Raw genomic sequence first — 26,471 nt, 5'->3', positions numbered from 1 at the left:
CCTAACACTATTTAGCATAAGACACTGCACAGACCTCGCCGGGATATCCAGAGGATTCCGATGGTTAGCGCAACCCTTGTGTCTGCGCCCTTTTTGCGCCACGATCGGTTTACTGAACTGAGGAATACCATGAACGCTTTTAACCCCACGCAGTTTCGCGCACAATTTCCCGCACTCAACGATGCAGGTGTCTATCTCGACAGCGCCGCGACGGCATTGAAGCCGCAGGCGGTGATTGAGGCGACCCATCAGTTTTATAGTCTGAGCGCCGGAAACGTCCATCGCAGCCAGTTTGCACAAGCCCAGCGTCTGACCGCACGCTATGAGGCCGCGCGGGAAAAAGTCGCGCGTCTCATCAATGCTCCCGATGACAAGACGGTGGTCTGGACCCGCGGTACGACGGAAGCGATCAACATGGTTGCCCAAAGTTACGCGCGTCCGCGCTTACAACCGGGCGACGAGATTATCGTTAGCGTGGCAGAACATCACGCCAACCTGGTTCCCTGGTTGATGGTAGCGGAGCAAACGGGAGCTAAAGTCATCAAGCTTCCGCTCAATGCCCATTTGCTGCCTGACACGGAGTGTCTGGCGGACCTCATCACCCCACGCAGTCGCATTCTGGCTCTCGGTCAGATGTCGAACGTCACCGGTGGCTGCCCTGACTTAGCCCGCGCGATTGCGCTTGCTCATACAGCAGGCATGGTGGTGATGGTGGATGGCGCTCAGGGCGTGGTACATTTCCCTGCTGACGTCCAGCAGTTAGATATTGATTTCTATGCTTTTTCTGGTCACAAATTATATGGTCCGACGGGCATTGGTGCATTGTATGGTAAGCCAGAGCTGTTGGAAGCCATGTCGCCATGGCTCGGCGGCGGTAAAATGATTAGCGAAGTCAGCTTTGACGGTTTCACCACACAAGCGGCACCGTGGAAGCTTGAGGCAGGCACGCCGAACGTTGCGGGCGTCATTGGATTAAGTGCGGCGCTTGAATGGCTCGCGAATATTGATATCGTGCAAGCCGAAAACTGGAGCCGCAGTTTGGCTACGCTGGCAGAAGATGCGCTGGCGAAACGGCCGGGATTTCGCTCCTTCCGTTGTCAGGACTCAAGTCTGTTAGCCTTTGATTTTATAGGTGTGCACCACAGCGATATGGTGACGCTGCTGGCCGAGTATGGCATTGCGCTGCGCGCCGGACAGCACTGTGCGCAACCGTTACTGGCCGAGTTGGGGGTCTCCGGGACGCTGCGCGCCTCATTTGCACCTTATAATACACGAAGCGATGTTGACGCGTTGGTCACGGCCGTTGACCGCGCACTGGAAATATTGGTGGACTAATGACAAGCCCTCTGTTCGCCGGACACCCGTTTGGCACAATCGTAACTGAAGAGACGTTACGCAATACCTTTATCCCGCTCACTCAGTGGGAAGATAAATATCGTCAACTTATTCTACTGGGTAAGCAACTTCCGGCCCTTTCGGATGATCTGAAGGCGCAGGCAAAAGAGATTGCCGGATGTGAAAACCGCGTTTGGCTGGGGTACAGCCTGCATGAGAATGGCACACTTCACTTCTTCGGTGATAGTGAAGGCCGAATTGTGCGCGGCCTGCTGGCAGTACTACTCACGGCTATCGAAGGTAAAACTACTGCGGAGTTACAGGCGCATTCACCGATGGCGTTATTTGATGAGTTGGGCTTAAGCGCACAACTGAGCGCTTCACGTAGTCAGGGGCTGAATGCGCTCGTTGAGGCAGCTCAGGATGCCGGATGGCAACATTGATGCGTCCTATCCGGCCTACAACACTGCATGAACCGTAGGTCGGATAAGCGTCACATCATCCAATACCATCATACCTGACGCGCGGCTTTCGCCATCATTTTCTTCAACGCGTGGGCGACCGCAACAAAACCAAAAGTCGCCGTCACCATGGTGGCAGCGCCAAACCCGGACGCACAATCCATACGCTTCGGCCCTTCCGCCGTGGCCTTCATTGCACACACAGACCCATCGGCCTGCGGGTAAACTAACGCCTCCGTCGAAAACACACAATCCACGCCCAGCTTGCCTTTGCTATTTTTCACCACCCCAAAATCACTTTTCAGCCGCTCGCGTAGTTTCGCCGCCAGCGGATCCTGGATGGTTTTTGCCAAATCAACCACCTGAATCTGCGTCGGATCAATCTGTCCCCCCGCGCCTCCGGTTGTCACCAGCGGAACTTTATTACGTCGGCAATATGCAATCAGTGCCGCTTTTGGGCGTACACTATCAATTGCATCAATAACATACGAGAATCCTGCGCTCATATATTCGGCAACGTTATCCGGCGTGACAAAATCATCAACCACGGTCACCCGACACTCCGGGTTAATCTGGCGTATCCGCTCGGCCATCACCTCAGCTTTCGCCAGGCCGACGTTATCACGCAACGCATGGATTTGACGGTTAGTATTTGTGACGCACACATCATCCATATCGATGAGTGTAATAGCACCAATACCGGTACGCGCCAGTGCTTCCGCCGCCCACGACCCCACGCCGCCAATTCCAACGACACAAACGTGCGATTGGGCAAAGAGCTGCAGCGCATGTTCACCATATAAACGCGCAGTGCCGCCAAAACGCTGACGCCAGGCGTCACTTATTACCACTGACATAGAACCTCAGATAGAGAAAACAAAAAGAGCGGACAAATACCGCCCTTGATGACTGCATCGCTGCCCGATGGCGGCTACGCCTTATCAGACCTACTCAATAATGTAGGCCGGATAAGCGAAGCGCCATCCGGCAATTAACCGCTAAATACGTTACCCGCGTTGGCCGCTGTTTTCAGCACCCACACGCGTCCGTAGTGATTATACCACCCTGCACGGTGTCCGGCGTCTGCACCAATACCCTGATAGATGTCGAAGTGCTGCCCTTTGATCGCCCCCCCGACATCTAACGCGACCATCAGACGTAATTCATACTGACCGGTGAATTTCCCGTTATTGTCCAGTAGCGGGACTTCCGCCAGTAACGTCGTACCTGCAGGAATAATACTGCGGTCAGACGCAACAGATGCACGACCAATCAACGGTACAGCGCTGGCCCCTTTGACCGGCGCAAAAGATTGCGGCTTAAAGAAAACGAATGATGGGTTTTGCTCCAGAAGCTCACGCACTTCGGCTTCACTGTGCGTCTCACCCCAATGGCGAATAGCCTGCATCGACATATCTTCTTTCTTCACTTCACCGCGATCGATCAGCACCTTACCGATACTGCGATAAGCGTGGCCATTTTTCCCGGAATAGCTAAAGAAGTTAAGCGGACTACCATCACCAAAATCAATGTAGCCGCTGCCCTGAACATCCATGATGAAGTTATCCATCAGAGAGTTGCTGTACGCCAGAATGTAATTGTCGCTTAGCGCACCTGCGTAGATCTCGGCACGAGAGGGTAAGCGCCCACGTTTTGGCGGCATGCGATAGATAGGATACTGAAACTCGCCCTGGCGCGTATGTCGCGCCTGGATAACCGGCGTGTAGTAACCGGTAAACTGGACGTTACCGTAATTGTCCGCCCCTTCCATTTGCCAGGCATCAATACCAAACTGGCGCATACTGCGCGTATCACCGCCCGCACGTAGCCACTGCTGGATAGCGTTGTAGACGTTGCTCTGGTTACCGTACAAACGCGGGGAAGCGCTGCGAATTTGATTAACCTGCTCGGCGAAATCACCGGCGTTAATTGGCGCACCAACCGCATCAGGTTGGTTCACCAGTGAGAAAGGCTGGGTAAATTTCCCGTCTTTATACTGCTGCCCACGATCGGTGGGTTTTGAGGAACACGCGGCGAGCATCGCGACGACCGCCCCCGCCAGAAGATATTTTGCCCAACGTCCTTTCATTGTTCTCGTCTTATGTTGCCTGAATGCGAGACGAAGATAACAAACCCCTGAACCTAATGAAATGCGTATACATACCCCAACGCAAATTTTGAGCAAAAAATAATCCAGAATGCGTTGTTTTTGTTCATTTTCAGCCTAAAAACGTGATCAAGGAGAAAAAAGGGTTGCATGAAAATGCGAGCAGAGTATAGTGCGCATCCACGGACGCGGGGTGGAGCAGCCTGGTAGCTCGTCGGGCTCATAACCCGAAGGTCGTCAGTTCAAATCTGGCCCCCGCAACCAATTAAAATGTGATGAAGTACAAGCAGTACGGTGACGCGGGGTGGAGCAGCCTGGTAGCTCGTCGGGCTCATAACCCGAAGGTCGTCGGTTCAAATCCGGCCCCCGCAACCAATCAAATTTGATAAAATATAAGCAGTACGGTGACGCGGGGTGGAGCAGCCTGGTAGCTCGTCGGGCTCATAACCCGAAGGTCGTCGGTTCAAATCCGGCCCCCGCAACCAACATATTAAACACCTTAACGGGTGTTTTTTTGTTTCTGTCGCCCATAAAAAAAGCGCTTCTCAGCGCTTTTTTGTTATCCCCTTCTCGCCAGCGTCGCCCCATCAGCAAAGTAAGCTTTAATCCCGGCCAGAATCGACTCTGCCACTTCCTGCTGGAAGGTCGCCGTTTTGAGCTTGCGTTCTTCTTCAACGTTACTGATGAATGCAGTTTCTACGAGAATGGACGGAATATCCGGCGCTTTCAACACGGCGAACCCGGCCTGTTCAACCTGATTTTTATGCAGATTATTAATCTTACCGAGTTTATTCAGCACCGCTTTTCCGAACTTCAGGCTGTCGGCAATAGTCAGCGATTGCACCATATCAAACATGGTGTGGTCGACGTAGCGATCACCGCTTTTACTGACGCCACCAATTAAATCCGAGGCGTTCTGGGTTTGTGCCAGATATTTTGCCGCTGTACTGGTCGCGCCTTTGGTTGAGAGTGCAAACACCGACGAACCACTGGGTTGGCGACTGGTAAACGCATCAGCATGAATAGAAACAAACAGGTCAGCACGCTGTTTCTGGGCTTTCGCCACGCGCACTTTTAACGGAATGAAGATATCTTCATTACGCGTCATATAGACCTTCATGTTGCCTTCTTTCTCGATAAGTGCTCGCAGGCGACGGGCTATCTGCAATACCACATCTTTTTCACGTGTCTTGTATTTCCCCACAGCACCGGAGTCTTCTCCGCCATGGCCAGGGTCAAGCATAATAACAATCGGACGATCGCGCCCCGCTTTACCCGGCTGTGGTCCGCTTTGCGCAGGTGGTACCTGTTTATCCAGATCGCCTTTGTTGTAATCTTCAAGCAATGCCAACAGAGGATCCTGGACATCCTGAGCATTGGCAGGATAAAGATCCATCACCAAACGTTCTTTGAAGCCTGCAACTGGCGCTAACGCAAAGAGTTGAGGTTTCACATTTTGTTTCAGTTCAAACACCATACGCACGGTCTGCGGGTCAAACTGCCCGACGCGTGCGGACTTAATGTAGGGATCGTCTGGGCGGATCTGCGTTCCAATGCCCTTGAGCACCGAGTTCAAATTAACGCCTTCAATATCTACAACCACACGCTCAGGATTACTCAGGGCAAACTGTTTGTATTTCAGCAGACGGTTGGATTCCACCGTAACGCGGGTATAACTGGACGCGGGCCAGATACGTACGGCAACGACCTGACTCACGGCAGCCAGACCGACCTGGCTGACGCTTAAAAGCCACATAGCACCCGCACCTTGCAGTAAACGGCGGCGACTGATTGCTGAGTTGGATCCCGACATGCTTCTCCCGAGCAAAAGAAATCTATATTGAGGTAATACGTAAAACGTCCGAATTGACCGGAAACTTTAGCGAATGACGCATAATCTGTCATCTATAAAAGGGTAAACATTGTTTTTATATTCGCGGTATTACTGAAGAAAATCTTAGGCTGGGGTAAAAATTACGCTTGCACACAGGGCAGAAACAGAATAAAAATACACTAATTACGAATAATCATGCAATGAGGGTGTGCCGTGGTGAAGGAACGTAGAACCGAACTGGTACAGGGATTCCGCCATTCTGTTCCCTATATCAATACCCATCGGGGAAAAACGTTTGTCATTATGCTGGGCGGCGAAGCCATCGAGCATGAAAACTTTTCCAGTATCGTCAATGACATTGGTCTCCTTCATAGCCTCGGCATTCGCCTTGTCGTGGTCTATGGCGCACGGCCGCAGATTGATGCCAATCTGGCCGCGCATCACCATGAACCGGTGTATCACAAAAATACGCGCGTTACCGACGCCAAAACCCTGGAGCTGGTCAAGCAGGCTGCGGGTTTGCTCCAGCTTGATATTACCGCCCGCCTGTCAATGAGTCTGAACAATACGCCTTTGCAAGGCGCACACATCAATGTGGTCAGCGGTAATTTTATTATCTCGCAACCGTTGGGTGTGGATGACGGGGTGGATTACTGCCATAGCGGACGTATTCGTCGAATTGATGAAGAAGCGATTCACCGTCAACTGGACAGCGGTGCTATTGTTCTGTTGGGTCCGGTGGCTGTTTCCGTAACCGGTGAGAGCTTTAATCTGACCTCCGAAGAGGTTGCCACCCAGTTGGCGATCAAACTGAAAGCAGAGAAAATGATCGGTTTTTGCTCCTCTCAAGGAGTGACTAACGATAATGGCGATATTGTTTCCGAACTCTTTCCCAACGAAGCGCAAGCGCGTGTTGAGTCACAGGAAGAGAAAGGTGATTACAGCTCCGGTACGGTGCGTTTCCTGCGCGGTGCAGTTAAAGCCTGTCGTAGCGGCGTGCGCCGTTGTCACCTGATTAGCTATCAGGAAGATGGCGCGTTGTTACAAGAACTGTTCTCTCGAGATGGGATCGGTACGCAAATCGTGATGGAAAGCGCCGAGCAGATCCGTCGCGCCACCATTAACGATATTGGCGGCATTCTGGAATTGATTCGTCCTTTGGAACAGCAAGGTATTCTGGTACGTCGCTCCCGTGAACAACTGGAAATGGAGATCGACAAGTTCACCATAATTCAGCGCGATAATCTGACCATTGCCTGTGCAGCCCTGTACCCTTTTCCGGAGGAGAAGATTGGTGAAATGGCGTGCGTGGCAGTGCATCCGGACTACCGTAGCTCATCGCGCGGCGAAGTTTTGCTGGAGCGGATCGCTGTGCAGGCCAGACAAATGGGGCTCAGCAAGCTGTTCGTGCTGACGACGCGCAGCATTCACTGGTTCCAGGAGCGCGGCTTCACGCCAGTCGATATCGATCTGCTGCCGGAAAGCAAAAAAGAGATGTACAACTATCAGCGGCGGTCAAAAGTATTGATGGCGGATCTGGGGTAGTGGTCATTGCCGGATGCGGTATGGATGCCTTATCCGGCCAACAATTTACTGGCACATCTTTTGTCGGCAGATAGTGTGCCTGATAAGACGCGTTAGCGTCGCCATCAGGCACACTGTAACCGGATGGCGCTGACGCTTATCCGGCCTACATCATGTCGTCATTAAACAATGCTGACAGTCCGCTGCGACGTTCAGTACGCGTGGCGATCGCCCCGCTCAAAATCCGCTCATCGGCATAAAGCGACAAGCGGCGGCGGGCACGGGTCACTGCGGTATAAACCAACTCTCGGGTAACAACTGGCGAATGCTGGCTGGGCAAAATCAACGCCGCATGGTCGAACTCAGAACCCTGTGACTTGTGCACAGTCATCGCCCAGGTCGTTTCATGCTCCGGCAAACGGCCAGGCAGTACCGACTTGATAGAGCCATCCGGTAATACAAACCACACGCGTAAACCTTCACCACGATCGAGCGCAATGCCGATATCACCGTTAAACAGTCCCAGCGAACTGTCATTACGCGTAATCATTATCGGTCGCCCTTCATACCAGCGAGAGTGTGCAAATCGGTAAATTTTACGTTTTTGCACCATCGCCTGCTCAATGCGCTCATTCAATCCGCCTACGCCAAATGGACCTTCGCGCAGTGCACACAACAACTGATAATCATTGAAGGCCTGAATAATGGTGTCCGGCTCGGCCCCTTCACGCAGCAAATCCAGGTAGCGACCATACCCCGCCAGCGCTTCATTCAGCATCCCGGTGTAATCTTCGCTGCTATTAAGCGTACGCTTTTCGATATCACCGAATCCCTGTTGGAAAACGGTTTTAACCGCTGCCTTGTCACCCCGATTAATGGCCGCAGCCAGTTGACCGATGCCAGAATCACTGCCAAAACGGTAACTCTTTTGCAGCAAGCATAAACTGTCACGTAAAGACGCGGCCTGAGTTCCGGTTCCCGCAGGAATGGGACTACCGGTCAGCCGACTGAGTTGTTTGGCACGTTCCGGGGTAAATCCGTCATTCACAAATGCACAAATGTCTCCCAGCACCGCCCCCGCCTCAACAGAAGCAAGCTGGTCACGATCGCCAAGAAAAATCACCCGTCCGTGCGGCGGTAGTGCATCGATAAGGCGCGACATCATGGGCAAATCAATCATGGAAGCTTCATCCACCACCAGCACGTCCAGATGCAGCGGATTACCCGCATGATGGCGCAGACGCTGGCTACCTGGCTGTGCGCCTAACAACCGGTGCAGCGTACTGGCATCATCGGGAATACGTTTCTTTTGCTCATCGGTCAGCGGTAACTCACGCAATGCCGCCCCCAGCGATGCCGTCAGACGTGCTGCCGCTTTTCCCGTCGGTGCCGCCAGACGGATACGACAGCGCTCCCCCTCCGCCATCTGAATCAATGCTGCCAGCAGTCTGGCTACCGTTGTCGTTTTACCGGTGCCGGGTCCCCCGGAGATCACCGATATACGGCGGGTCAACGCCACAGCAGCCGCCACTTTTTGCCAGTTCACGCCTTCCGATGGTGGGAAGAGCGCTTCCAGCGTGCGAATCAATCGTGGCTCATCCACCTCAATGGCCTGGTTAACCTCACTGAAAAAACGGGCCACCGTGCGTTCGTTATTCCACATACGGTTCAAATACAGGCGATTGTCATATAACACCAGCGGTGTTGGCTGTTCGCCGCGACTTACCGCAGCGGAGGCCAGCAGGCATTCCGACCAATCTTCTGGTTCACCGGCCTCGCACAGCCAGGCGCTCAACAGCGGATGGGCATCTTCGCGTAAAGATAGCCGGGAAAGCGGTAAGCAAACGTGCCCCTCGCCCGCGTCACGGCTGAGCAGAGCCGCCGCCAGCGTAACGGCAGGGTTGTCGTTTCCGGCAACCGCCAGCGCAAACTGAGCATCCAGAGGACGGAGCTGTTTTTGCTCTACTGCCTCCAGCAATCGTTTCTGGATTGTCATTGCATCTCCTCCAGAGCCGCGCCGGCAAACATCTCGTCCATCAACGCGATCAATTCCCCATCGGGTCGGGTGGCGTAAATTCCCTGCAGCGGATCGTTGCCGTCAACGCCGCGCAGGAAAAGGTAGATAACGCCACCAAAATGGCGTTCATAGTCATAATCAGCGATGCGATGGCGCAGATAACGGTGCAGTGCCAGGGTATACAACTGATACTGCAGATCGTAGCGGTGTGCCTGCATGGCTGAGGCCATTGCCTGCTGGGTATACGCAGAACTGTCTTCACCCAGCCAGTTTGACTTGTAGTCGAGCAGGTAATAACGCCCCTGGTGGCGGAACACCAGGTCAATAAACCCTTTCAGCATGCCGCGTACCTGCATAAAATCCAGCGGCGGGCAGCCGGCCGAAAGAGGATCGTATTGACGGATCACTGCATCGAGCTGGTCGGCCACCAGCGGTTGCGAAATCGGCAGGTAAAACTCCATTTCCACCTGTTTTTCACGCGCAGAAAGATTACTCAAACTCACACCGGTTTCATTGAGCGGCGCATGCAAAATAGTATCCAGCCACTGCGTCAGAACGGGCTCCCAGTGCGCGTCATATCCGCCAAGCGCAAGCTTTTCTTGTACCCACACCGGCTCAACCGGCTGGGTGAAATCCAGATCTTCAAACAAGCTATGCAAAAATGTCCCTGGTGACGCGCCGCGAGGAAACTGGTGTGGCGTAAGGCCTGATTCCTCAATGGTTTCACCGACGCCTGCCGCGTCGATATCCAGGCGTGGAATCAGATCCTGTGCAATACCATGACCACGCTGTTGCAGACCGGAATAGCTGGTGACACGCCAACTGTCACCTGGCGTTCGTTGCAGCATTTTTGCATTCAACGTAGAACTGGCAGGCTGTACAACCTGCCAGCGCTCTCCATCCGGTTCATTCGGCGTCAGGCAGGCGATATCCTCACCGCACAGCGCCTCAATAGCGCTACGCAGACCTGCGGCATCCATTGGTTCACCCCGTTGCAACAGGCGACCAAGAGCACTTTGATGCACATCGGTATCACCTTTCTTATCGCTCCGGCGGCGTACCAACGGCGCCACGCCAAGACTACAGTGCCAGACCGAGCGGGTGAGCGCGACGTAAAGCAAACGCAAGTCTTCTGCCAGACGTTCAGCCTCTGCCAGTTCAACGCTTTCATCCGCTTCGCTGAGATCCAGCACGGCTTCAAACGAACTGCGATCGTGATAGAACGCCTGATCCTGGACGCGAAAATTAGTGATAAACGGCAGCCAGACGAGCGGATATTCCAGCCCTTTCGATTTATGGATAGTGACGATTTTGACCAGATGCTTATCACTTTCCAGCCTCAGCTGCTGGCTGGAAGCATTACTGTCAGGCTCCAGAATATGTTGCGATAGCCAGCGTACCAGCGCATGCTCACTTTCCAGTTGAGCACCCGCTTCCTGCAACAGCTCGCTGATATGCAAAATGTCGGTCAGACGGCGTTCGCCCCCTGCCGTTGCCAGCAGGTTTTCCGCAATATGGCGAGCGGACATCAGCGCGCGCAGCATGGGCATCACGCCACGTCGATTCCAGACCTGTCGGTAGCTATCAAATTCCTCAACAACCACATCCCAGGCTTTCTCGTCAGTATTCAGCGCTTCAATATCCTGCGCATTCAATCCCATCATTGAGGTTGCCAGCGCACTACGCAGCGTATTTTCACGCTCCGGCGTCATCACTGCCTGCAGAACCCACAACAGTTCCTGCGCTTCCAGCGTATCAAAGACGCTGTCGCGGTTAGAAAGATACACCGATGGGATGGCCAGTTGCGTCAACGCATCGCGTACCAGCGCCGCCTCCTGGCGGCTGCGCACCAGCACGCTGATATCAGACGCGCGTACCGGCCTGGACGTTTTACCGCTGACCAGCAACGCTTCGCCAGAGTGTCCGGCTTTGAGCCAATCGCGAATTTGTGTCGCACACACCTGGGCCATAAAGTTCTGATAATCACCCACGCCGCAGCTGTCCCCTTCCATCAGCCACATACTCATCGCCGGCTGCGTTTCCCCTTGCAGCACAAACCGTAACGACTGATTTTTTTCTGCGGACCTCACCGGACTAAAGGGAATTTCGCGGAACATAAAAGCGTCGCTCATCTGGCTGAACAACGTATTAACACTGTTAACCATGCCTGGGGCCGAACGCCAGTTAGTATCAAGCGTATAGTGCGCGCTGACTTCGCTACGCGCCTTCATGTAGGTAAAAATATCCGCGCCACGAAATGCGTAAATAGCCTGTTTAGGATCGCCTATCAGCAACAACGCTGTATCCGGTTGATGCTGCCAGATACGGCGGAAAATACGGTATTGCTGTGGGTCGGTATCCTGGAATTCATCAATCATCGCCACCGGGAAACGGGTACGAATGGCCGCCGCCAGCGCATCGCCGCTTTCGCTACGCAGCGCCGCGTCCAGGCGACTGAGCATATCGTCAAAACCAAGCTCACCACGTCGGCGTTTTTCCTGTGCGACAGCCTCGCGGATTTCCGACAATGCCCGGGTGATCACCAGATCGCGGATTGTCAGCGGTTCACTCAGCAGTGCATCAATCGCGACAAACAGCGGATGTTGAGGGATTACACCACCCGCTTTGGTGCGGTCTTCCAGAAAGCGCTGAGAGAATTTCTCCAGTGCGTCAGGAAGCTGGTAGCTTCGGGTTTCTTCCTGTGCCCAGGCGCTGATCTTTTCGATCCACTTCCCCTGATTACCACGATTAAATTTACGTCTGTCGATCCCGGATGCTTCCAGTAGACCGTCCAGTTCAGCAACGGAATCACGCCATTGCTGCTTAATCTGGTCGATACGCGCCAGAATTTTTTCGTGCCGGGCTGCCAGCGTTTCATCGGCTGGCGGTGGTGCTTTAATCACCGGGGATTCACCCTGCAGGTAGCGATCGATATCCCTTAGCAGCGCCTGTGGACCTTTCCACGTTTCAAAAACAACCTGTGCAATGTCGCGAGACAACGGGTAACAATGTCGACGCCAGAAGTCTGCGCAGGCCTGATAGCGCAACAGCGACTCATCCTCAATCAACTGCTGTTCAAACAACATGCCTGACTCAAAGGCATTCAGACTAAGCATGCGCTGACAAAAGCCGTGGATGGTAAACACCGCAGCTTCATCCATCTGCCTTTCAGCCAATAACAACCAGTGTGCGGCCTGCTTTTTATCGGCGATTTCTTCCAACAAATGAGCGTAGAGCGGGTTATCCGTGGTTTCACGCAGGCAGGCGATGCGTAGTTCATGAATGTTGCTACGAATTCGACCACGCAGCTCTTCTGTAGCGGCTTCAGTGAAAGTCACCACGAGCAGCTCTTCGACAGTCAGAGGACGAGGAAAGGCGGCAGAGCCGCCCAGTCCAAGCAGTAAACGCAAATACAGGGCGGCGATGGTAAAGGTCTTACCGGTGCCTGCAGAGGCTTCAATCAGACGCTCACCCGTCAGGGGCAAGCGTAGGGGATCAAGGGGCTCAGCGGCATCATTCATTCTTATCACTCATCAGGGGTAAGGTTTGCTGCAACGCGCTGACGGTCTGCCACACTTTCCAGCCTTCCGGGTGCACATATTCTGCTTTCCCATTCTGGCTACCGGAAACCTGTGACAGTATCGCCATGCCTTGCGGCTCAACCACCGCCTGATGGAAGAAGTCGGCAAGCTTTTGCGGCGTCAGCAGTTTAATCTGAGCCACGATTTTATCACGTGAATCGAAGCGCATATTGCCGCGATCGAAATCTTTGCTTAACTGAGAAGCTTCGGCCCCCAAAGTTTGCGGAGCCTGCAGCATTTGCGCGATGATCGCCTGCTGAATTTGTGCAAACTCATCGGCTTTCATCGCCCGCAGCTTCGCTTCCGCCGTCGGGAAAAATGCCTTATAGCGTTCCCAGAGATAGGACGGTTGCTTGTCACTGCTTTGCAACAGGAAGCCCATTCCCCACTGGCGGCCAACGCTCATTGGGAAAGCAAAGACGGCATAACCTAATTGCTCTTCAGTACGCAGTTGATTGTAGAACCACGGTTGAACAATCTGTCCTAGCATCGCGCTGTAAGCCGAGCTGATGTACTCGTCATAGCCGGTGGGTACAAATACCGCCGCCAGCGCTGAATCCGTACTACTGCCCGCTTTTTCAAAGATGACAGACTGCTTCTTGTCTACCACAACATCTTTGTTTCGGCACCACTGTGAGCCATTCGCACCAAGCTGCTTCTGGATATCCCGCGCCATGGTTTTCGCCTGAGTTTCACTCATATTGCCGACCACCAGGAACTCGGGACGCGCACCGGCTTTTAAGGTGTCACGGTAGGCCATCACTTCTTTCAACGTAATAGATGGCAACAGCTCACGCCGTTCATCACGTGAGAAGTACGGTACCTGAGACAGCATCTGCACCGGCATGATCGCCTGATCGTAGGCTTTGCCTTTCTCCGCAGAGTCCATCATCTGGGCGTACCAGGATTTCGCCTGTTCCAGCTGTTCATCTGTTGAGGTGTAACTGAAATAACCGCTCAGCAGCGCCTGAAAAAGCTGCGGCAAACGCTGAGTATAGCCGTTGGCATTGAGCATCAGGCCGTTATTAGCGTTAGTAGAAAAACCAATACCCCCCACTGCGGCCTGGTTACTTAACTGGTCGAGTGCAATACCCGCCAGATAATCGTTCAGGGCGAATAAGACCTGGTTTCTGGCACTGTCCATCGCTTTCGGGTTACGCAGTATCACGCTGACATCAACCTTTGGCTCGCTGGCAAAATATTGACTCGGGGCATACACCACGCGTAAATCAGGCTCATCAACGATCAGCTCCGGATGAGCATATTTTTTATCCGTCTTAATCAGCGTGAAATCATCCGGAATATACGGGTTCAGCTCCGGCAACGACAGCGCAATGCCCTTCGCTTTTTGCTGCCAGTCGGCGAATGTTTTCTCGCTGATTTTATCTACCTGATAAGGCGCGTTGACAAAATAAGCGGTTTTATTGTGTGGCTCTTTCTCACTGATATACCAGATGCGCGCATTCTGCGGTGTCATCATCGCTAACCGTTGCTCAACGGCTTTGGCATCGTACTGGTCGGCAATGTTTACCGCATCGAGGGTATGTTCCACGGGAACACGGATCATGGTATCCGCCAACCATTCAACGTAGTCCATATCACGGGTGATAGAGGGGTAACGGAAGTCGAGATCCAGCACGTGCGCCAGCTCGTCAAAATAGCGTTTATCGACACCTTTTTCACGTAACAGATTGAGATAGCTAAAAATTGCGGCAACAATCTCATCTCGATTTGCCAGCCCTTTGTCGGTTAACGTCGCGGAAATCGCTAACACACCGCTGTTGCCATTAACGACAGGATCGGAGTCTGCACGAATGCCCTCAACTAATCCCTGCTTTTGCAACCAGTCTGACAACGTTCCCGGACTGCGATTACCAATCAGATAGGTCACCAGCTCATCGGTTTTACTGCGAAACTGTGCGCTGTTGTTATCAATTCGAAACTCGACACGCAAAACTTTACGCGGCATCGCGGGAACATAGTGGATGATGACGCCCTTTTGCGCATCGGTGACAACCGGGACGGTTATTTCCGGTTTTTCGATATTTCTGTTTGGCACGCGTCCAAAGGTGTCAGCAGCTATCTTCGCCAACTCTGGCAACGGTTTATTGCTGTAAATCACCGCCTTCATCAGGTTAGCTGAGTAGTACTTTTCATGGAATGTCTGTAACGCTTTCAATACCGGATTGCCCGGCTTATCGCTCAACGTTTCCAGATTTCCGCCGGAGAAGCGCGAACCAGGATGTGCCGGGTTGATCGTCTCCGCACTCACCTGTGCCATACGCATACCGTCGCGGGTACGCGCCAGCGTCAGCTCAGAATTAACGGCATTTCGCTCGCGATCGGCATATTTTTTATCCAGCAACGGATCGGCAATCGCATCTGCCAGACGATCTACCGCCCCAACCAGCGCGTCATTTTCGACTTCAAGATAGAAAGCAGTACGATAAGGCGCAGTGCTGGCATTATGGCTACCACCGTGCATTTTCAGAAATTCGGCCAGGCTGTCCGGCTGTGGATATTTTTTCGACCCCATCAGGCACATGTGTTCAAGATAATGTGCCAGCCCCTGATGATCGTTCGGATCTTCCAGCGAACCGACAGGCACCACCAGAGCAGAAAGGGATTTCACGGCCTGAGGATCGGATACCAACAACACGATCATGCCATTATCAAGGCGTACGGCCTGATACTGGCGGGTATCTTTATCGCTTTTACGGATGGTTTCAGCTAAAGGCTGCCAACCGGTATCTGCCTGACTTACGGGCGCCCAAAAGGCGACGAACAACAGTAATGCGCTGAACCAGGTGCTGCGGGGCATTCACAAACCTCATCATTAACGTATTCACCTGTTCACTGCAAACAACGCATTTAGCGTGGTCTGAACAGGGCAAGACTCTGTGCTGAACGCGTCAGCCTCTTCTCTTTGTAAGAATCAGTCCGTGACAGAAAGCGCATCATAGTGGAAGCGATCAAATTGCGCAATTTTTATACAACCGTCACGACTGATTAAATCGAAAAATCGGTAACAGATAACGCTGAGACTGTAAAACAATAGTCTCCAGAGTTTCAGGTTCCAGTTGACGCCACAGGCGTTGATACCAAATATCATCACCTTCACCGCGTACCATCATGTTGCCTTCATAGGCCTGCAAAAACTTACTGCGCGCTTTTTGCAACGTATCATCGTCATCTAACATGGCATCATTTACGGCGTCATAACAGGTTTTTATCCACGCCCCACCACTTTCCGGTAATACCAGTAGCGGTGATGACATGCCTTCCCGATATCCCTCAATAAGTTGCGACAGATACTGTAACGCCTGTTCAGCCTCCAGTGGAGGGAAATGCCACTCGCCGTCTTTGCGTAAGAACAACCGGCTTTCTCCCGTGCCGCCACTGGCACAATAGACAAGATGTTCCAGCCAAAGTTGCACACCCTGCGAAACGCTTATCAAAGATGGGCGCCAGCGCAACAATCCGTCCTCTTGTACCTGCGGCAACCAACCCGTAATTTGTACACCATTACAGGTCAGGTCAATTTCCATGCTCTGGCTGGGCTGACGGCAGGCAATAATGCGCTCAGCCAGCGACTGCATCTCCTGGTGTTGTGTATCCCAGAGAATTTCACCAAATGCACCATAGGGAAGCGACCCCGCAGCGCGGAAGCGGCGGAACAAACGTTCAGCATCGTGTTCTTCGACCAGCGTGTTAAGCAACTGCTGATTAAGCTGATAGCGACTGAGCCCTTCGAGGATAAAGGGTTCAGTTTCCGGGATCTCGCTCTCTTCAGAGCGGAAATTTACCCTCAGGCGCATCTGGAAAAACGCCCGCACCGGATGAGCCCAAAAGCGTTGCAGCGTTTCCAGCGTCAGGGTTTCAGGCATTTCAAAGTGGAGCGGCTGGACAAAATCCGTGTGCGCTTTGCCTGACAGGCTTGCCGCAGGCAACCACTCGCGCGCATAACTTTGCTGCTCACCTGGCAGATAGTTTTGTGCATCAAAGGGCATACGGGTATGTAAACGGGTAATGTGTGCTTTTACTCTCGCTTCACTTTGATCGCTAGTGAGTAATTCATCGCCCGGCAAATAGTGGCTTTGCCCAATGTAATCCATAAGTTCCTGCACCAGCACCGACGGGAAGCGCTCACTGTTATCCTGGATTGAGCGGCCGATATAGCTGATATAAAGCGTTTGCTGCGCCGAAATCAGCGCTTCCAGGAACAGATAGCGGTCATCATCACGGCGGCTTCGGTCGCCACGCCTCGGTTTTTGGCTCATCAGATCAAAACCCAGCGGCGCAAGCTGGCGCGGGTAAACGCCATCGTTCATACCAAGCAGACACACCACCTTGAAAGGAATGGAGCGCATCGGCATCAGCGTACAGATATTGACAGGCCCAGCCAGGAAACGCTGGCTGATTCGTTCCTGATCGAGTCGCTGTGCCAGCTCATCACGCAACAACGAAAGCGGTATGGCACCGTCATACTCGGCTCCCAAACCTTCGCCAATAATGGCCTGCCACTGCTGTTCAATCAGCGTCATCGCGGCTTCGGTATCAGCATCCGGCAGGAAGAAATCATTCAGCATTTCGCGACAAACAGGCAGCCATGCCTCCAGCGGACGCTCTACTGCCAGCTCCCGGCGCCAGAGATTAAGCTGCATGAGCAGCGAGGCCAAATGCCCGACTAACTCAGCAATCAAACCACTGGACTCATCATAGGGCAATACCGACTGCCACTCACCCTGTGCGCTTTCCATCGCATAGCCCAGCAGCATACGTGTTAAACCAAATTGCCAGGTATGCTGGCCAGTTGGGGGAAGCGCGAGTTCGCGCACGTTGTCGTCATCAATGCCCCAGCGAATTCCAGACTCATTGACCCACAAACGAAGATAGCGCAGCCCTTCTTCATTGATGTTGAAACGCGCAGCCAGCACTGGCACATCCAGTAATGCCAGCACATCCTCCGAGACAAAGCGGCTGTCCGGTAGCGAAAGCAGGCTAATAAACGCCTGTAAGACGGGATGAGACTGACGCGCACGACGGTCGGAAATCGCATACGGCAGGTAACGTTCGGCTGGCGCGCTGCCAAACACCGCCTGAATAAATGGACTGTAGCTGTCGATATCCGCCACCATCACGATGATGTCACGCGGAGTGAGCGTTGGGTCCGCCTCCAGCATCGCCAGCAGCCGGTCGTGGAGAATTTCCACTTCGCGTTGCGGGCTATGACAGACGTGAAAAGTCACGCTGGTATCATTCGGCTCAAGCCGTCGTTTATTGTCGCTGCGAGAATATTCTTCCAGATTAACACCCGCCACCGCTCTGCTTTGCAGTTCGAGGATATCCGACTGGATATTGTGCAGCAGGTTGTCGGGGGTAATATCGACAAACGCGTCCAGCTCCTGGCTGTTTTCCAGCTCTGAGAGCAGGTAAATATAATCGCGACCCAGTTTGCCCCATGAGGCCAGCATAGGGTTGCCCACATCCTGCTCGCCGTCGCTGTTAAACAGTCCTTCAGCATTATGACTATCGCGAAACAGCGGTAAATGTCGTTCTTCAAAGCTATGCCGACGCTGACGCGCCAACAGTTTTGCCAGATAAGCGGGATCTTTAATATCCCCCCAGTAGTAACGACAGGGATTGGTAAAAAGCAGATGAATATCAATGTGCTTACCCAGCGCTTGTAATGCCTGCAGATACACGGGCGGTAGCGCGGAGATACCACAAATAAAGACGCGCGAAGGCAGCCCCTGCGGGCAGTCAGACATACTTTCCAGGGTCTGAATGAACCGCTGATATAAATTGGCACGATGCCAGCGTGGCTGTCCCAGTTCTGCCGTGTATTCCACCAGTGCTTTCCACAATGGCGCTTGCCAGGCCTGAGCGTCCCCTAACTCTTCCACCTGCAGCCCCGCCTCCCACTGCGTCAGCCATTCCGGACGGTAGACTAAATACTGGTCGAACAAATCCGCGGCGCGTGATGAAAGCTGAAACAGCTTACGTTTGTCTGTGTCGTCGGTGAGATAGTGGCGTAGCAGTGCGAAATCATCGTTATCCAGCAATTGGGGTAGCAGTGTCATCAGCTTCCAGCTCATGCTCTGTTTGCTGAATGCGCTCTCTTTTGGGATATCCGGCAATACGCGCACAAACATATCCCAGATAAAACTCGCTGGCAGCGGGAAATCAATGTTAGCGGCAATACCAAACTTCTGTGCCAGAGTCATTTGCAACCACTGCGCCATACCGGTGCTTTGAACCAGGATCATCTCGGGCTCAAAGGGGTCGTCCAGCCGCTCGCGCTCAACGATATATTCCATCAACGCTTCCAGCACATCCAGACGATTGGAGTGGTAGACCCTTAACATAGCAACTCCTGACTACTGACGATTTGGGCAGTGCAGTCGTGTCATCTGACCCTGCCTGCCCAGAGGGGAAGTAATTTTAACATCGATGCTGACACATCCCGCTACCGTTGTCTGCATTCGGTTAGTTTGCCAGTTTAAAGGTGGTGAAAACACATGCAACTGTGTTTGCTGCCATGCGTGATGCCACAATTGTTGGTACTGGCTTCGGACTAAAAAGCTGTTCATTAGCGCCCGCTGATACCCAGATAGTGCTGTCACGATCATAATCATTAGCACCATCGCCAACATCACTTCCGGCAGGCTAAAACCACGCTGACTGTTCAGGGGATCAGACATAACGCCTGCACCTTTAACGGGCAGAAATCGCTCCAGCCATGCGCTGAGAATTCGATAGTACCCTCGATAATCATCCCCTGACGCCATAGCGATATACCTTCATATTGCGCAATAAGCAGCACAAGATCGTCGTCGATCACACGCAGGCAGACTGTCGCGCCCTGCGTGGAATAGCGTCGACACTGTGCAGCCATCTGCAAGTTCCAGGACTGCATACGTGCCCACTCCATGGCGGATTGCACCATTGCCTGATGTTGTAGCGACTGGCTTTCCGTTGCCACCCGTGACGCAAAACTCGCCTCCTGTCGGCTCACGCCCTGCAGCAACAGACTGCCGAGTACCAGGAGTAAAAGTACCATTGCAAGCGATGAAACACCTCGCTCGCGGTTCACAGGTTGAATCCTGTGACGTCATAGATTACATCAATGACCTTTTGAGGCCTGGCGTTGCTTCTCCCGCGCAGGCGCAACGAAAGCACTGGCGCAAATCCGCTGATATTCAGGCGCTCCACCTGAAATACCTCAATCTGAATAGAATCCGGGTCGGTCATTTTATCCCAACCTTTTCCCACGCAGGTTGTTGCGCCACGCAAGGTTTCCAGCACCTTATCTTGAACACGAAACCCAACGGCATCGGCCTCCCTTGCCGGAATATCTTCCCAGACACCGTTGCTGTTGGCATCCCAGCGTGCAATCACACAGTCTCCCGCGGCTGATATCATCAGCCCTTCTCCAATACAGTTTCCCCGACAATAACCAGCCCGCTGGAGATGCTTCGCCACGGTATAGATCCGCTGCCAGAGCTCATCTTCAAGCACTAGCTGACGAGTGTTATGCAAAATCTCTCGCTGCAGCGCAGGTAAAAATCGCGCAGCGCTGAGGAGTAAAATGCTGCTTATCACCATAGCGATAAGCACCTCAAGCAGTGAAAAGCCACGTTCACTTACCGACATTGATCTGCCTCACCGCGTTCGCAAAGTCTGATTCGTCCCCAACCAGACACCACCACACGCCATTCACCTGCAGCATTCTTCAGGTAGATATGCCCGGCCCACGCTGTATTACGTAGGCCAAAAAAAGCCAGTGACGGTGTTATCTCTGCCATCTCGACATCAACCCAGAGTGGCGTAAATATCAATGGTGAATCAGGCTGACACGAAGTTTGTGACGTCGCTGAGCTTGCCAGGCACCATGACCCCCCTTCACGGAGCACGTTGATGACGTGATCGCGATTGCGCCAGTTAGCATCTTCACGCAATTGCAGCAGGTAATCCCGCACCTGACTGGCTGTTTGCCATAACCGTTGCTGTTGTTGCCAGCGCTGCCAACCGTACAACCCCGATGCGCCAAGCACTGCGACAATCAGCATCGCAATCAGAGTTTCGAGAAGCGTGTAGCCTTGTTGTTTTTTCATGTCGCCAGTATGGCGTGAGAGAAATTAATAACGAGGGAGAAATTCAGCTTCTTCGGCAAGCTACGGAGAATATTTATCGCATTGCATCACGTTGCAAAATTTCAGGAATCAGCGCCGCAGAATGGAATGTAAGGCAAAAAAAAACCGACGCGTAAGGCGCCGGTTGTGACAGAATTAGCCCCGATCAGATAGCGACCGGTGCTTTAATGCCTGGGTGCGGATCGTAACCCTCAATTTCGAAGTCGTCGAAACGATAGTCGAAAATTGAATCTGGCTTACGTTTGATAACCAGCTTAGGCAGCGCGCGTGGCTCACGGCTAAGCTGCAGATGTGTTTGATCCATATGGTTGCTGTACAGGTGCGTGTCGCCGCCTGTCCAGACAAAATCACCGACTTCAAGATCGCACTGCTGCGCCATCATGTGAACCAGTAAGGCGTAGCTGGCGATGTTGAACGGCAGACCGAGGAAGACATCGCATGAACGCTGATACAGTTGGCAAGAGAGTTTGCCATCCGCCACGTAGAACTGGAAAAACGCATGACACGGCGCCAACGCCATCTTATCCAGTTCGCCTACGTTCCACGCGGAAACGATAATACGACGGGAATCCGGGTCGTTTTTCAACTGGTTCAACACTGTCGTGATCTGGTCAATATGACGGCCATCCGGTGTTGGCCATGCACGCCACTGTTTGCCGTACACCGGACCTAAATTACCGTTCTCATCAGCCCATTCATCCCAGATTGAGACGTTGTTTTCATGCAGGTAGGCAACGTTGGTGTCGCCCTGCAAAAACCACAACAGCTCATGGATGATCGAGCGTAAATGGCAGCGTTTAGTCGTAACCAGCGGAAACCCTTCCTGCAGATTAAAACGCATCTGATGACCAAAAATGGAAAGCGTTCCGGTTCCGGTGCGGTCGTTTTTCTGTGTGCCTTCATCCAGCACTTTTTGCATCAGTTCTAAATACTGTTTCATGGTTCCTCAGGAAACGTGTTGCTGCGGGCTGCGACGATACGCCCAGACCATCATAATAATACCTGCGACAATCATCGGGATAGACAGGATCTGCCCCATGCTGATGTACTGGACCCATGTGCCGGTAAACTGTGCATCCGGCTGGCGGAAGAATTCGACGATAATACGAAATGCGCCATAGCCAATCAGGAACAGGCCGGAAACCGAGCCCATCGGACGGGGTTTGCGAATAAACAGGTTAAGAATGATAAACAGCACAACCCCTTCCAGCGCCATCTCATAAAGCTGTGAGGCATGGCGAGGCAAAGAGCCGTATGTGTCAAAAATAGACTGCCACTGCGGGTTGGTTTGCAGCAATAAAATATCTTCAGTGCGGGAGCCAGGGAACAACATGGCATACTTGAAGTTCGGGTCAACGCGCCCCCACAGTTCACCGTTAATAAAGTTACCCAGACGGCCTGCGCCCAGACCAAACGGAATCAGTGGAGCAATAAAATCAGAGACCTGGAAGAATGTACGCTTGGTGCGTTTGGCGAAGATAATCATCACCAGGATCACCCCGATAAGCCCACCATGGAAGGACATGCCCCCGTCCCAGACGCGGAACAGATACAGCGGGTTATCAAGGAACAGCGGGAAGTTATAGAACAGCACGTAGCCAATACGCCCGCCGAGGAAAACCCCGAGGAAGCCTGCATAAAGTAAGTTTTCTACTTCGTTTTTGGTCCAGCCACTGCCCGGGCGATTAGCCCGGCGCGTCGCCAGCCACATCGCGAAAATAAACCCCACCAGGTACATCATGCCGTACCAGTGAAGCGCGACGGGTCCAATTGAGAAAATGACCGGATCGAAATCCGGAAAATGCAGATAGCTACTGGTCATCTGTCACCACAAGTTCTTGTTATTTCGCTGAAGTCAGACAGCAATTGATAAGCGCGCCTGCATAATGCAGGCGCTCCAAAGGTGCGAATGATAGCACAAGGGGATCGCAGCGGATGCCGGGAAGATGTAAAAGATCTGTATAGGTAATCTTTACCCTCCGTATTGCCTGATGGCGCCACGCTTATCAGGCCTACAATCCTCCGCGAATCAATCCCCCCATGCCACGACGCTCCATAAAGGCCGCCACCTGATGGCGTACTTCCGTCGCCAGTTGCGCTTCCAGGCTGCGCTGCGCCAGCGTTTGCGCTTCGTCAAAATCGATATGGCGCAGCAGGTATTTCACGCGTGCAACAGAACGCCCGTTCATCGATAAATGACGGAAACCGAGCCCAATGAGAATGGTGACACACATCGGGTCCCCCGCCATTTCACCACACAATCGCAAATCGATACCGCTTTTCTCCGCTTCCTGCGCAATCATTGCCAGCGCACGTAACATCCCCGGATGCAGGCTGTCATAAATACTGGCAACGCGCGTGTTGTTCCGATCGACAGCTAAAATATACTGGGTCAGGTCGTTGGTCCCAACCGAGATAAAATCAATCCTGTTTGCCAAATGCGGCAGCATAAACACCATCGACGGGACTTCCAGCATGATGCCAATGCGTGGTTTTGGGATCTCGTAGCCGATCATCTCTTCCACTTCGCGTCCGGCACGTTCTATCAGGCGTCGCGCTTCGTCCACTTCATCAATACTGGTCACCATCGGCAGTAAAATGCTCAGGTTTCCGGTTGCCGCATTCGCACGCAGCATGGCGCGAACCTGGATCAAAAAGATCTCCGGTTGATCGAGCGTTATGCGGATCCCCCGCCAGCCAAGGCACGGATTCTCTTCGCTGATGGGCATGTAAGGCAGTTGTTTATCGGCCCCGACATCCAGCGTACGCAAAGTTACGGGCTTATCGTTAAACATCTGCAGCATGCCCTGATACTGCGCAACCTGCTCTTCTTCAGATGGAAAGCCGCTTTGCAGCATGAACGGGATTTCTGTACGATACAGCCCGATACCGTCAATTCGGCTACCCAGCTTCTCTTCATGTTCCGGGCTTAGCCCCGCGTTGAGCATCACCTTCACGCGCTCGCCGCTTTTCAACTGTGCCGGTTGATTAACATCATCTTCCGCCAGGCGGCTCAGTTCGATCTCTTCACTAATGAGACGCTGATATTCCTGGATTAATACCGGCTCCGGATCAACCAACAGTTCGCCACGATAGCCATCCACCACCAACGTGCGGCGGTGCAACACAGACGGCTGGATATCAGCCCCCATTACGGTCGGGATCCCCAGCGCACGGACCATAATCGCCGCGTGAGAGTTGGCGGCACCATCCCTGACGACAACCCCGACCAACCGGTCCTGGGGAAGTTCCGCCAGCGTAGTAGCAGACAGCTCATCCGCCACCAGCACGAAACGTTCCGGCCAGGCGTTCGGTCCCTGGATCGCGTCATCAAGATGGAACAGCAGACGCTGCCCCAACGCGCGCAAATCCCCGGCGCGTTCTTTGAGATAGTTATCGCTCAGCGCGGCAAACTGTTCGGCGAACTTCTCGATGATGGTTTTAACCGCCCACTCGGCCACCGAGCCGTTATCCACTTCTGCAAACAGCTCACGGCGCAGACGGGTATCGGAGAGCAGGTGCGAGTAAAGATCGAAGATCGCCGCCGTTTCTTTCTGTGCTCCCGCAGCGAAGCGCTTGCTGTAGCGGCGAAATTCATTCGCGGCTTCTTCCAGTGCGCCAGTCAGACGTTCACGCTCAAGCACCGGATCCAATGTTGAAGCCTGATACACCTGCTCCATCAGCGGCAGCGTGGCATCCTGCCAGCCTTCGGCGATCGCCACACCGGGTGCTGCAGGCAACGCGCGGATACGCGTTTGCCGGTATTGCCCAAATAGCGCGGTTAACTGCGACTGAGACAGAATAGCGGCCATTTGTGTGGCAAGCGTGACCAGAAAAGATTCTTCGCTTTCGTCGTACTGGCGCAACTCACGTTGCTGTACCACCAGGACGCCTAATAACTGGCGCCGCTGGATGATCGGTACGCCTAAGAACGCACGAAAACGTTCTTCTTTCACCGAAGGAATATATTTAAAGCTGGGGTGTTTTTGCGCATCGGCGAGATTAATTGGTTCCGCCAGCCTGCCAACCAGGCCAACGATCCCTTCATCAAACGCCAGTGCAACAGTGCGACCGCGTGGTTTTTTAAGTCCTCGGGTCGCCATCAGGTAATAACAGCGTCGGTCGTGATCGGCCAGGTAGACCGAGCAGACCTCTGTATCCATCGCAAGACAGATGTCAGTAACCAGAATATTCAACGCCTCATTGAGACGTGGCGCACTGGCCACCTTTTCGACTATTTCGCGCAGGCGGGTGAGCATAATTTGCGTAGCTTAACCTCTTTTACGTCTGTACGCAGGTGCGCTTTGCGGCTTAGGAGTGCTCTCCTGAAGCGCCATCACAACACTTGCGAATTCTTTCATCACCCTGCGATAGACATCGCGTTTAAATGACACCACCTGTCGAACCGGATACCAGTAACTCACCCAGCGCCAGCCGTCGAACTCAGGTGTACTGCTGGTTTGCATATTGATTTCAGCATCACTGCTGACCAACTGCAGAAGAAACCATTTTTGTTTCTGGCCGATACAAACCGGCTTTGTGTCCCAACGCACCAAACGTTTCGGTAACTTGTAACGCAACCAGTTACGAGTAGAAGCAAGGATCCGTACATCTTTACGACTCAGACCGACTTCTTCAAAGAGTTCCCGGTACATCGCCTGCTCTGCTGTCTCTCCTGCATTTATCCCGCCTTGCGGGAATTGCCAGGAGTGCTGACCAAATCGCCGGGCCCACATGACCTGCCCCTGGCGGTTACAAATTACTATCCCTACATTCGGGCGGTAGCCATCGTCATCAATCACCGGACTACCTCAACATAAACCTTATATACAAACGATTGTTTCACACTCCAGAGGGGCGGTAAACCACTCTGTTAAGGGCGCGATAATCTAATAACAATTGAATAACTCACAGCAAAGGGCCGAGTTATAAACAGAAGATACGCTACATAGGCGATTTTATTCACCTTTTCTGTGGATATAGTTGTGAAGAAGTACGGAATTACTATGGGAAAACCCGGAACAGTCTGAATAAGACATCCGTCACATAACAAAAATAGTCTTATATATTCATCAAGTTAAAATCAAAAGCTGTAGCTAAACATGCAGAAATGTGATGTACATCACGCATACGATCTTCGGGCTGATGAAAGATCGACCAGCGTTGGTTTTATCCACAGATTATGCCAATAAGTTAGGCACAATTTGTGTGAAAATTCGATTTTCGTCGCACGTCAAGGCTGTAAATTGAAACAGTAGTGGGGGTTTTTCACAGTTATCCCATCTTTCTGTGGATAACATGGTGTAAGATCCTGTTCATTGTCAGTGACCAGAATTGGAAAACCCGGTTTTCAGTTGCGCAACTTTCTACATCAAAATATAAAAACCAATATAAATCATGCAATTGGATAAAGCATGTGGAAAAAGATAAACTCTGTCCACACGGTATAAAATCAT

The 26,471-nt window shown here is 52.8% G+C and carries 18 protein-coding genes and 3 tRNA genes; 6 read left to right on the top strand and 15 right to left on the bottom strand.

The window, feature by feature from the left end:
- The first annotated feature begins 129 nt into the window (after nucleotides 1-129).
- On the top strand, nucleotides 130-1,335 hold the full coding sequence (csdA, locus tag OGX95_RS12340; RefSeq protein WP_286629610.1) for a cysteine desulfurase CsdA: 1,206 nt from the start codon (nucleotides 130-132) through the stop codon (nucleotides 1,333-1,335).
- Nucleotides 1,335-1,778 carry a cysteine desulfurase sulfur acceptor subunit CsdE gene (gene csdE / locus OGX95_RS12335; RefSeq protein WP_286629608.1) on the top strand — a complete coding sequence of 148 codons (444 nt, stop codon included), beginning with the start codon at nucleotides 1,335-1,337 and terminating at the stop codon, nucleotides 1,776-1,778. Before csdA ends, csdE begins: the two co-directional genes overlap by 1 nt.
- Nucleotides 1,779-1,846: 68 nt before the next feature.
- On the opposite strand, the gene tcdA is transcribed toward csdE, so the two are convergent.
- Both tcdA and mltA read right to left on the bottom strand, forming a co-directional pair.
- Complete coding sequence (gene tcdA / locus OGX95_RS12330; protein ID WP_286629607.1) at nucleotides 1,847-2,653, bottom strand: tRNA cyclic N6-threonylcarbamoyladenosine(37) synthase TcdA; 807 nt, start codon at nucleotides 2,651-2,653, stop codon at nucleotides 1,847-1,849.
- Nucleotides 2,654-2,787: 134 nt separating this feature from the next.
- Nucleotides 2,788-3,885, bottom strand: coding sequence for a murein transglycosylase A (mltA, locus tag OGX95_RS12325; RefSeq protein ID WP_048213098.1), 1,098 nt, complete (start codon nucleotides 3,883-3,885; stop codon nucleotides 2,788-2,790).
- A 205-nt stretch (nucleotides 3,886-4,090) separates the two neighbouring features.
- Here mltA and OGX95_RS12320 point away from each other — a divergent pair.
- The 3 genes from OGX95_RS12320 to OGX95_RS12310 all read left to right on the top strand — a co-directional run bounded on the left by OGX95_RS12320 (nucleotide 4,091) and on the right by OGX95_RS12310 (nucleotide 4,388).
- Nucleotides 4,091-4,167: transfer RNA gene (locus OGX95_RS12320), tRNA-Met, on the top strand.
- 34 nt (nucleotides 4,168-4,201) lie between these two features.
- A tRNA-Met gene (locus tag OGX95_RS12315) sits at nucleotides 4,202-4,278 on the top strand.
- Nucleotides 4,279-4,311: 33 nt separating this feature from the next.
- Nucleotides 4,312-4,388: transfer RNA gene (locus tag OGX95_RS12310), tRNA-Met, on the top strand.
- Nucleotides 4,389-4,462: 74 nt separating this feature from the next.
- Here the strand turns inward: OGX95_RS12310 and amiC are convergent.
- Nucleotides 4,463-5,716 carry an N-acetylmuramoyl-L-alanine amidase AmiC gene (gene amiC, locus OGX95_RS12305; protein WP_137382705.1) on the bottom strand — a complete coding sequence of 418 codons (1,254 nt, stop codon included), beginning with the start codon at nucleotides 5,714-5,716 and terminating at the stop codon, nucleotides 4,463-4,465.
- Between the two features lie 234 nt (nucleotides 5,717-5,950).
- Between amiC and argA the strand changes: the two genes are divergently transcribed.
- Nucleotides 5,951-7,282, top strand: a complete 1,332-nt coding sequence (argA, locus tag OGX95_RS12300; RefSeq protein ID WP_271449504.1) for an amino-acid N-acetyltransferase — start codon at nucleotides 5,951-5,953, stop codon at nucleotides 7,280-7,282.
- Between the two features lie 145 nt (nucleotides 7,283-7,427).
- Here argA and recD read toward each other — a convergent pair whose 3' ends face one another.
- The 12 genes from recD to rppH form a co-directional block, all read right to left on the bottom strand.
- Nucleotides 7,428-9,257, bottom strand: a complete 1,830-nt coding sequence (recD, locus tag OGX95_RS12295) for an exodeoxyribonuclease V subunit alpha (protein WP_286629606.1) — start codon at nucleotides 9,255-9,257, stop codon at nucleotides 7,428-7,430.
- A complete protein-coding gene (recB, locus tag OGX95_RS12290) occupies nucleotides 9,254-12,799 on the bottom strand; it encodes an exodeoxyribonuclease V subunit beta (protein WP_286629605.1) in 3,546 nt (1,181 codons plus the stop codon). The genes recD and recB overlap by 4 nt, the downstream gene beginning before the upstream one ends.
- Nucleotides 12,792-15,680, bottom strand: coding sequence for a pitrilysin (gene ptrA / locus OGX95_RS12285; RefSeq protein ID WP_286629604.1), 2,889 nt, complete (start codon nucleotides 15,678-15,680; stop codon nucleotides 12,792-12,794). Before ptrA ends, recB begins: the two co-directional genes overlap by 8 nt.
- A gap of 178 nt (nucleotides 15,681-15,858) precedes the next feature.
- A complete protein-coding gene (gene recC, locus OGX95_RS12280) occupies nucleotides 15,859-19,227 on the bottom strand; it encodes an exodeoxyribonuclease V subunit gamma (RefSeq protein ID WP_286629603.1) in 3,369 nt (1,122 codons plus the stop codon).
- Between the two features lie 12 nt (nucleotides 19,228-19,239).
- Nucleotides 19,240-19,563: a prepilin-type N-terminal cleavage/methylation domain-containing protein gene (locus OGX95_RS12275; protein ID WP_286629602.1), complete on the bottom strand. Its 324-nt coding sequence runs from the start codon at nucleotides 19,561-19,563 to the stop codon at nucleotides 19,240-19,242.
- Nucleotides 19,548-19,955 (bottom strand): DUF2509 family protein, encoded by a 408-nt coding sequence (locus OGX95_RS12270; RefSeq protein WP_286629600.1) that lies wholly within the window; start codon nucleotides 19,953-19,955, stop codon nucleotides 19,548-19,550. The genes OGX95_RS12275 and OGX95_RS12270 overlap by 16 nt, the downstream gene beginning before the upstream one ends.
- A complete protein-coding gene (locus tag OGX95_RS12265) occupies nucleotides 19,952-20,515 on the bottom strand; it encodes a prepilin peptidase-dependent protein (protein WP_286629599.1) in 564 nt (187 codons plus the stop codon). The genes OGX95_RS12270 and OGX95_RS12265 overlap by 4 nt, the downstream gene beginning before the upstream one ends.
- On the bottom strand, nucleotides 20,506-20,976 hold the full coding sequence (locus OGX95_RS12260; protein ID WP_286629598.1) for a prepilin peptidase-dependent protein: 471 nt from the start codon (nucleotides 20,974-20,976) through the stop codon (nucleotides 20,506-20,508). The genes OGX95_RS12265 and OGX95_RS12260 overlap by 10 nt, the downstream gene beginning before the upstream one ends.
- A gap of 184 nt (nucleotides 20,977-21,160) precedes the next feature.
- Nucleotides 21,161-21,955, bottom strand: coding sequence for a thymidylate synthase (thyA, locus tag OGX95_RS12255; protein WP_005123418.1), 795 nt, complete (start codon nucleotides 21,953-21,955; stop codon nucleotides 21,161-21,163).
- Nucleotides 21,956-21,961: 6 nt separating this feature from the next.
- Entirely contained in the window at nucleotides 21,962-22,837 is an 876-nt protein-coding gene (gene lgt / locus OGX95_RS12250; protein ID WP_048213109.1) for a prolipoprotein diacylglyceryl transferase, read from the bottom strand.
- Between the two features lie 190 nt (nucleotides 22,838-23,027).
- Nucleotides 23,028-25,274, bottom strand: coding sequence for a phosphoenolpyruvate--protein phosphotransferase (ptsP, locus tag OGX95_RS12245; RefSeq protein ID WP_286629597.1), 2,247 nt, complete (start codon nucleotides 25,272-25,274; stop codon nucleotides 23,028-23,030).
- 12 nt (nucleotides 25,275-25,286) lie between these two features.
- Nucleotides 25,287-25,817 (bottom strand): RNA pyrophosphohydrolase, encoded by a 531-nt coding sequence (gene rppH / locus OGX95_RS12240; RefSeq protein ID WP_003825602.1) that lies wholly within the window; start codon nucleotides 25,815-25,817, stop codon nucleotides 25,287-25,289.
- Nucleotides 25,818-26,471: the final 654 nt, after the last annotated feature.

This window comes from Citrobacter sp. Cu233 (assembly GCF_030332225.1).
In the GTDB taxonomy this organism is placed as follows: domain Bacteria; phylum Pseudomonadota; class Gammaproteobacteria; order Enterobacterales; family Enterobacteriaceae; genus Citrobacter.
This window is presented reverse-complemented; position numbering and strand designations above follow the sequence as displayed.